Raw genomic sequence first — 7648 nt, 5'->3', positions numbered from 1 at the left:
GAGAAGGCGACGTGGATGGCCGGCGAGGGCATCCAGATCTTCGGCGGCAACGGCTACATCAACGAGTACCCACTGGGCCGCCTGTGGCGCGACGCCAAGCTGTACGAGATCGGCGCGGGCACGAGCGAAATCCGCCGCATGCTCATCGGTCGCGAACTGTTCGCCGAGACGATGTGAGGGCCGGCGTCCATTCCGCCGCAGAACCGCCGGCCATCGGCATCCGGCCTGCAGATAAGTATTTACCCTGTATATACAGGAATAGCCTGCCCTATACATTGACAAAAATTTTCGTGATCAAGGACGACCATGCCCAAACGCGCTATCTCATCAGAACGAGTCTTCAAGCCTTCCTTGCCATTCGCGCAGGCCACCCTTGCGGGGGGATTCCTGTTCGTCTGCTCGACGGGGCGCAACCTGCAGGGCCAGTTCGTCGTGGGCGACGTGCGCGCGCAAACGCAACAAGCCATCGACAACATCCAGGCACTGGTCGAGGAAGCAGGTGGCAGCCTGAGCGACATCGTCAAGTGCACGGTATACGTGACCGATCGCAGCAACTGGGCGCCCATGAACGAGGTCTATTTCGCCAACTTCAACACGGACCCTCCTCACCGCGTCTCCTGCATTGTGAGTGGACTGGGGTCGCCCGATTGCCTGGTGGAGATCGACGCCACGGCATACATCGGCAATGAATAACGCACTCCGTCTTCCTCCCTGAGATCCAAAAACATCTTCACAGGACCACCACCATGTTCAACCGCAGATCCCTCCTGTCGCTCGCCCTTGCCTCACCCTTTATGGCAAGCGCCCAATCGACTCCCGGTCGCAGTGCAATGCGCTGGGTGGTGCCGTTTCCGGCCGGTGGGGCAGCCGACGTCATCGCCCGCAATTGGGCGAGTTCATATTCGGCGACTTCCGGTCAGACCATCGTTGTTGACAATCGAGGAGGTGCCAGTGGCCTGATAGGCATTCAGGCGATCAAGTCAGCGCCGGCGGATGGCAGCGTGCTGGGGGTTCTGAACGTCTCGTTCTTCACTGCACTGCCCTTGATGCTTTCACAGGCACCCTACGATCCAGCAAAAGATCTGACACCCATTGCCCGCCTGGTGACATCCACCGTCGTGTGCTGCGTGACCGCCGAACGAGCAAAAGAAAATGGTTGGACAAACTTCCGCAGCTTGATTGAGTGGAGCAAAAAGCCGGGACACCAGTTGAGCAAGGGATCCGCGGGCAATGGCTCGCCAGGGCATCTGCTGATTGCCACTGTGGCCAAGCGCACGGGCGCCAACATACTGCACGTGCCCTATCGCGGTGGCGCACCTGCCTTGAACGACCTGCTGAGTGGGCAAATTGACATGGTGTTCGACTTCATGCCGGCCTTGATGCCCCACATCAATTCCGGGCGGTTGATACCCATTGCTGTTGGAAGCCGAGAGCGCAGTCCCTTGATGCCCGATGTACCGGGGATGGGAGAGTTTGCGGATCTCGGACTGGCGGATGTGGACTTGCAATCCTGGAATGCGCTGACAGGCCCAGCCAACATGAGCCCCGCCGTGACGAGTGCCATCGCGCAAGTCGTGGCCCGAAGCGCCACGCCAGATCTGGCTGCCCGCCTCAAGAGCTCCGGTTTGGTGCTTGCCACGACCGACGGTGTCGAATCCACACGCGCCTTGATCGCAAAAGACGCCAAATTCTGGAAGGAAATGGTCCAGATCTCGGGGGCAAAAATTGAGTAGTCACCGACCCTCGTGCAGAGGGCGTCCCCATGGGCGCTCAAGGGGAGATCAGGCTGTCAAGCCGATCCCCGGGATGCATGGCGCATGAATTCGAAGACACCGCATTCGTTTCCAGCGTCAGCTCCAGCGGCGCCTTCCCCGACGCCCGGGCTTGCGCTGTATGCGCAAGTAAAAGAGCACATCGCACGCCGAATTCAGGATTGTGAATGGCCACCCGGTCATCGACTGCCATCGGAGCAGGAGCTGGTAGCCCAGTTCGGCGTGGCCCGGATGACCGTCAACCGTGCGTTGCGGGAGCTGGTAGGCCAAGGCAAGATCGTGCGGGTGCCAGGCGTGGGCAGTTTCGTTGCGGAAGCGAAGCCGCATTCAACGCTTCTGCAGGTGGCAAGCATTGCCAGTGACATCAGAGGCCGAGGTCACGAATACGGCTTCTCGTTGATCAGCGCGGAACAAATTCCTGCCGCACCCGACGTTGCAGCATGGCTCGACATCCGTGTTGGCGAGAACGTGTTTCACTGCATCTGTTTGCACCTCGAGAACGGCTTGCCGGTTCAGTTCGAAGACCGTTACGTCAATCTGCGCGCTGTTCCAGCCATACTCGATCAGGATTTCTCGAAGATCACGCCCAGCGAGTATCTTGTGCGCCACGTTCCATACGATGAGATCGAGCATCTCGTCGATGCCGTCCTACCGACGCCAGAGCAGGCACAGAGACTGGCAATGGATCCAGACGGCCCCTGCCTGCAATTGACGCGCCGGACCTGGAAGCGAGGAACGGTTATCAACTACCTTCGTTTGCTTCACCCTGGCCTTCGCTACCGGTTGGCAAGTCGTTTCGCGGCAGAGGGCACTCACGTTGCCTGAAAAGGCCCCAGCAGCCGTTGCTTGGGCTCAACTCCACACACCCAAGTCCAAACCCCTCACTCCACCGTCACACTCTTCGCCAGGTTGCGCGGCTTGTCCACGTCCGTGCCTTTGGCCAGTGCCGTGTGGTACGCGAGCATCTGCAGCGGCACCACGTGCAGCAAGGGACTCAGCGCGCCGTAGTGCTCGGGCATGCGGATGACGTGGATGCCCTCGCTGCTGGCGATGCGGGTGTCGGCATCGGCCAGCACATACAGCACCCCGCCGCGCGCGCGCACTTCCTGCATGTTGCTCTTGAGCTTTTCCAGCAGCGCGTTGTTGGGCGCCACCGTCACCACGGGCATCGCCGCCGTCACCAGCGCCAGCGGGCCGTGCTTGAGCTCGCCGGCCGGGTAGGCCTCGGCGTGGATGTAGCTGATCTCCTTGAGCTTGAGCGCGCCTTCGAGCGCGATCGGGTAATGCAGGCCCCGGCCCAGGAACAGCGCGTTGTCCATGCGCGCGAAGTCTTCGGCCCAGCTGATCACCTGCGGCTCGAGCGCGAGCACGGCCTGCAGGGCCACCGGCAGGTGGCGCATGGCCTTGAGGTGCTCGGCTTCGGCTTCTTCGCTCAGGTGCCCGCGCGATTGCGCCAACGCCAGCGTGAGCAGGAACAGCCCGGCCAGTTGCGTGGTGAAGGCCTTGGTGGACGCGACACCGATCTCCACCCCCGCACGGGTGATGTAGGCCAGCTCGCATTCGCGCACCATCGCCGAGGTGGCCACGTTGCACACCGTCAGCGTGTGCTTCATGCCCAGGCTTTGCGCGTGGCGCAGCGCGGCCAGCGTGTCCGCCGTCTCGCCGCTTTGCGTGATGGTCACCACCAGGGTGCGCGGGTTGGGCACGCTGGTGCGGTAGCGGTACTCGCTCGCCACTTCCACCTGCGTGGGAATCTTCGCAATCTCCTCCAGCCAGTACTTGGCGGTGCAGCCGCTGTAGTAGCTGGTGCCGCAGGCCAGGATGAGCACGTTGTCGATCTCTTTGAACACGCTGTACGCGCCGTCGCCGAACAGCTCGGGCGTGATGCCCTCCAGGCCTTCGAGCGTGTCGCCGATCGCGCGCGGCTGCTCGAAGATTTCCTTCTGCATGTAGTGGCGGTACGGGCCGAGTTCGGCCGCGCCGCTGTGGGCCTGCACGGTCTTCACCGGGCGCTGCACGGCGCTCAGGGCGCGGCCTGCGCTGTCGAGTACCCAGTAGCGGCCCAGCTGCAGGTCGACGAGGTCACCTTCCTCCAGGTACACGATCTGGTCGGTCACGCCCGCCAGGGCCATGGCGTCGCTGGCGAGGAAGTGTTCCGCCCCGCCCTGCCCCACGCCGAGCACCAGGGGTGAGCCGGCGCGCGCGCCGACCACGCGGTGCGGCTCGTCCTTGTGGAACACGGCCAGCGCGTAGGCGCCGTGCAATTGCGACACCGCGCCCTGCAGCGCGGCGAACACGTCACCTTCGTAGAGCGAGTCGATCAGGTGGGCGATGACTTCGGTGTCGGTCTGGCTCTCGAACACGTAGCCCTTGGCCTGCAGGGCGGCGCGCAGTTCGTCGTGGTTTTCGATGATGCCGTTGTGCACCAGGGCCACGCGGCCGGCCGCGCCCGCGACGGCGCCAGGACCGTGGCTGAAATGGGGATGGGCGTTGTGCACCGCCGGGGCGCCGTGGGTGGCCCAGCGGGTGTGGGCGATGCCGGTGCCGCTGCCGATGGACTCCTGCTGCACCTGCTGCGCGAGTTCGGCCACGCGCGACGTGCTGCGCGCGCGCTGCAGGCCGCCGCTGTGCACGGCCACACCGCAGGAGTCGTAACCGCGGTACTCCAGCCGCTGCAGGCCCTGAACCAGCACGGGCACGATGTCACGCCCGGAAACCCCTGCCACGATGCCGCACATACTCGCTCCTGAAAAATGGGATGCGTGATGCTAAACACGGCACCAAGAAATTAATGATCAAATAGTGACCTCAGGTGATTGATAATTTCCGAACGCCATAAAAACCGTCAAATATTTCACCAAACTCGATTTCATGGAACCGATCGACATCGACGAAGCCGACCTGCGGCTGCTGGAGCTGCTGCAGGCGGATGCCTCGCGCAGCAACCAGGCGCTGGCCGAGCTGGCCCACCTCTCGCCGCCCACCAGCCTGAGGCGCGTCAAGCGGCTGCGCCAGCTCGGGCTGATCGAGCGCGAGGTGGCCTTGCTCAGCGCCGACCGGCTCGCGCCCTTGCTGGGCCACGGCCTCACGGCGCTGGTGGAAATCACCCTGGAGCGCCAGGGCGCTGAGCACCTGGACGCCTTCGAAGCCCGCGTGCTGCCCACGCCCGAGGTGCAGCAGTGTTACCGCGTGAGCCCGGGGCCCGATTTCATGCTGGTGGTGCACTGTGTGGACATGCCGGCCTACCTCGCGCTGGCCCAGCAGCTGTTCACCAGCGACGCCAACGTGCGCAACATCAAGGCCTTCTTCAGCCTCAAGCGCGCCAAGTTCGATCCCCGGCTGCCGCTGGGCCGGGTGCGCAGTGGCGGGGGCAATTGAATACCTTCGTAAACCACGTCGGGCCGGATATTGATGCAAACCGCACAAAAAAGGACCTCACATCGGTCCTGAGCGGTTGACGGCCCAGGGCACCTGTAACACGCTCCTAAAATCCCATCTCCCGATCCGCTCGGGTTCAAGGAGCTTGCATGGATGTTGTGACGATCGCGCTGCTCGGCGCCGCCGCCCTGGTGGTGCTGGCGCTGTGCGTCTGGGCGGTCCGCCGCCTCAGGCGCCGCGAGTCGTCCGGCCGCGACGACCGGTACTCACCGGAGCGCATCCTCACGGCCGAGCAGGCCCACATGCTGGACTACCTGCAGGACACCTTTCCGGGCCAGATCGTGCTGCCCAACATGATGCTCAAGGACATGCTGACGGTGCGCCGCGCGGCCGACCGCAGGCGCGCCGAGGAGCGGCTGTACGAGCAGAAGGTGGACTTCGTGGTCTGCGGCCCGGACGGTCGCCCCAGCTTTGCGTTCGACGTGGAGCAACACCACCTGAGCGACGCCAAGGCCAAGGCCCTCAAGGTCAAGATCAAGAACCGCATCCTCAAGACAGCGGGCGTGCGTTTCGTGTTTCTCAAGAACGGCATTCACCGCATGCCTTCGCCGGCCGATTTCCGGGCCCAGCTCAACCTGGCGGAACTGCCCAAGCCCAGGAGCCGCGAAGAACGGCGCGAGAACGCGCGCCAGCAGCTGGAAAGCCAGTTCTCCGGTTTCGACCAGCAGCACGGCAACACCGGCTTCCGCGAATCGGAAATCATGGGCATGAGCGGGCTGATGGACCTCAACCGCAATGGCCGCCGCGGTTTCGACGAGGCCCGGCTCAACGGCAACAGCGGCTTTGACAGCCACGAGCGCGGCGACAGCCGCTTCGACGGCAGTTCACAAGACGTGCGCGGGAGGTAGAGAAACACCCCCGCCGCGCTGCGCGCGTCCCCCTCAAGGGGGCGCACCTGGCAGCCTGGCAAAGCCGGTTCTGCGGGTGCTCTGGACGAAAGCCCTTCGCTCCTAGCTTTTCTTCTTGGTCGGGCGCTGCCAGCCGTCCAGCACCATCTGCTTGCCGCGCGCGACCGCGAGCGCGCCGGGCGGCGTGCTCTTGGTGAGGGTGGAGCCCCCACCCACCGTGCCCCCCGCGCCGATGGTGATCGGCGCCACCAGCACGCAGTTGCTGCCCACGTGCACGTCGGCCTCGATCACCGTGCGGTGCTTGTTGGCGCCGTCGTAGTTGGCGGTGATGCTGCCCGCGCCGTAGTTCACCCGCTCGCCCACGGTGGCGTCGCCCAGGTAGGCCAGGTGGTTGGCCTTGGCGCCCGCGGCGAGGGTGCTGTTCTTCACTTCCACGAAGTTGCCGATGTGCACCTCTTCGCCCAGCTGCGCGCCCGGGCGCAGCCGCGCGAACGGCCCCACCAGCGCGCCGCGCCCGACCGACACGCCCAGCTTCTCGCCGTCGATGTGGGTGAAGGGATGGATCACCGCGCCTGCGTCGATGGCGGCGTTGGCGATCACGCAGTTCGCGCCGATGCGCACGCCGTCGCCGAGTTTCACGCGGCCTTCGAACACGCAGTTGACGTCGATCTCCACGTCCTGGCCGCAGAGCAGTTCACCGCGCACGTCCAGCCGCGCGGGGTCCGCCAGGCGCACGCCCTGCTCCATCAGGGCGTCGGCGAGCCGGCGCTGGTAGGCGCGCTCCAGCTCGGCCAGCTGCACCGGGCTGTTCACGCCCGCCACCTCGACCTCATCGCCCGTGGTCACGGCACGCACCACCAAGCCTTGCGCCACGGCATGTTTGACCACGTCGGTGAGGTAGTACTCGCGCTGGCTGTTGTCGTTGGTCAGGCCTTGAAGCAGGGGCTTGAGCAGGACGGCGGGCGCGGCCATGACGCCGCTGTACCACTCGGTGATGCGCCGCTGCGCCTCATTGGCGTCCTTGTGTTCCACGATGGCGTGCACCGAGCGGTCCGCATCGAGGGCGCGCACGATCCGGCCGTAACCGGTGGCGTCGCCACCCGTGTCCACGCTCAGCAGCGCGAGGTGTTGCCCGTCGCAGGCCTGCAGCAAGGTCTCCAGCGTGGCCTGTCCGATCAAGGGCACATCGCCATTGAGGATCAGCACCACGCCGTCGTCGGCCAGCACAGGCACGGCCTGCTGCACCGCGTGGCCGGTGCCCAGCTGGGGCTCCTGGCGCACGAAGCGCAGTTTCGGGGCGGCGCTGTCGCCGGTTGCCACGGGGGTCGTGAGGCCGGCCTCGACCTGCTCGGCGCCGTGGCCGGTGATCACCACCACCGATCGCGCGGACAACCGCGCTGCACAGTCGATCACATGCTGGGCCAGTGCACGCCCGCCCAAACGGTGCAACACTTTGGGCCGAAGGCTTTTCATCCGCGTGCCTTTGCCAGCCGCCATCACCACCACATCCACAGGGAACGACATGAACACCTCTTGCAGAGACGGGTTGCACGGCGTTCTTGCCGGCCATCACCAACCGGGCATTATCGC

At 64.9% G+C, this 7648-nt stretch carries 8 protein-coding genes; 6 read left to right on the top strand and 2 right to left on the bottom strand.

Annotated elements, in window-relative coordinates:
• The 4 genes from AC1Q9M_RS24090 to hutC form a co-directional block, all read left to right on the top strand.
• Nucleotides 1–177, top strand: a 177-nt coding sequence (locus tag AC1Q9M_RS24090; RefSeq protein ID WP_492436144.1) for an acyl-CoA dehydrogenase family protein, incomplete at its 5' end; no start/stop codon positions are given.
• A 129-nt stretch (nt 178–306) separates the two neighbouring features.
• Nucleotides 307–693 carry a RidA family protein gene (locus AC1Q9M_RS24085; protein WP_492436142.1) on the top strand — a complete coding sequence of 129 codons (387 nt, stop codon included), beginning with the start codon at nt 307–309 and terminating at the stop codon, nt 691–693.
• 53 nt (nt 694–746) lie between these two features.
• Nucleotides 747–1733: a Bug family tripartite tricarboxylate transporter substrate binding protein gene (locus tag AC1Q9M_RS24080; RefSeq protein WP_444688952.1), complete on the top strand. Its 987-nt coding sequence runs from the start codon at nt 747–749 to the stop codon at nt 1731–1733.
• Between the two features lie 84 nt (nt 1734–1817).
• Nucleotides 1818–2597 (top strand): histidine utilization transcriptional repressor HutC, encoded by a 780-nt coding sequence (hutC, locus tag AC1Q9M_RS24075; RefSeq protein ID WP_444688953.1) that lies wholly within the window; start codon nt 1818–1820, stop codon nt 2595–2597.
• Nucleotides 2598–2653: 56 nt separating this feature from the next.
• Here the strand turns inward: hutC and glmS are convergent, their stop codons facing one another.
• On the bottom strand, nt 2654–4510 hold the full coding sequence (glmS, locus tag AC1Q9M_RS24070) for a glutamine--fructose-6-phosphate transaminase (isomerizing) (protein WP_492436140.1): 1857 nt from the start codon (nt 4508–4510) through the stop codon (nt 2654–2656).
• 133 nt (nt 4511–4643) lie between these two features.
• On the opposite strand from glmS, the gene AC1Q9M_RS24065 reads away from it, so the two are divergent.
• Together AC1Q9M_RS24065 and AC1Q9M_RS24060 are read left to right on the top strand one after the other, a co-directional pair.
• Nucleotides 4644–5150, top strand: coding sequence for an Lrp/AsnC family transcriptional regulator (locus AC1Q9M_RS24065; protein WP_291121612.1), 507 nt, complete (start codon nt 4644–4646; stop codon nt 5148–5150).
• Between the two features lie 149 nt (nt 5151–5299).
• Entirely contained in the window at nt 5300–6058 is a 759-nt protein-coding gene (locus AC1Q9M_RS24060) for a DUF2726 domain-containing protein (protein WP_382323076.1), read from the top strand.
• Between the two features lie 102 nt (nt 6059–6160).
• On the opposite strand, the gene glmU is transcribed toward AC1Q9M_RS24060, so the two are convergent.
• Nucleotides 6161–7582 (bottom strand): bifunctional UDP-N-acetylglucosamine diphosphorylase/glucosamine-1-phosphate N-acetyltransferase GlmU, encoded by a 1422-nt coding sequence (glmU, locus tag AC1Q9M_RS24055; RefSeq protein WP_492436137.1) that lies wholly within the window; start codon nt 7580–7582, stop codon nt 6161–6163.
• Nucleotides 7583–7648 lie beyond the last annotated feature (66 nt).

It is taken from the genome of Hydrogenophaga sp. GW823-FHT04C09, from assembly GCF_058796355.1.
The sequence above is the reverse complement of the archived record's forward strand: the minus strand, read 5'-3'. Positions and strand labels throughout refer to the sequence as shown.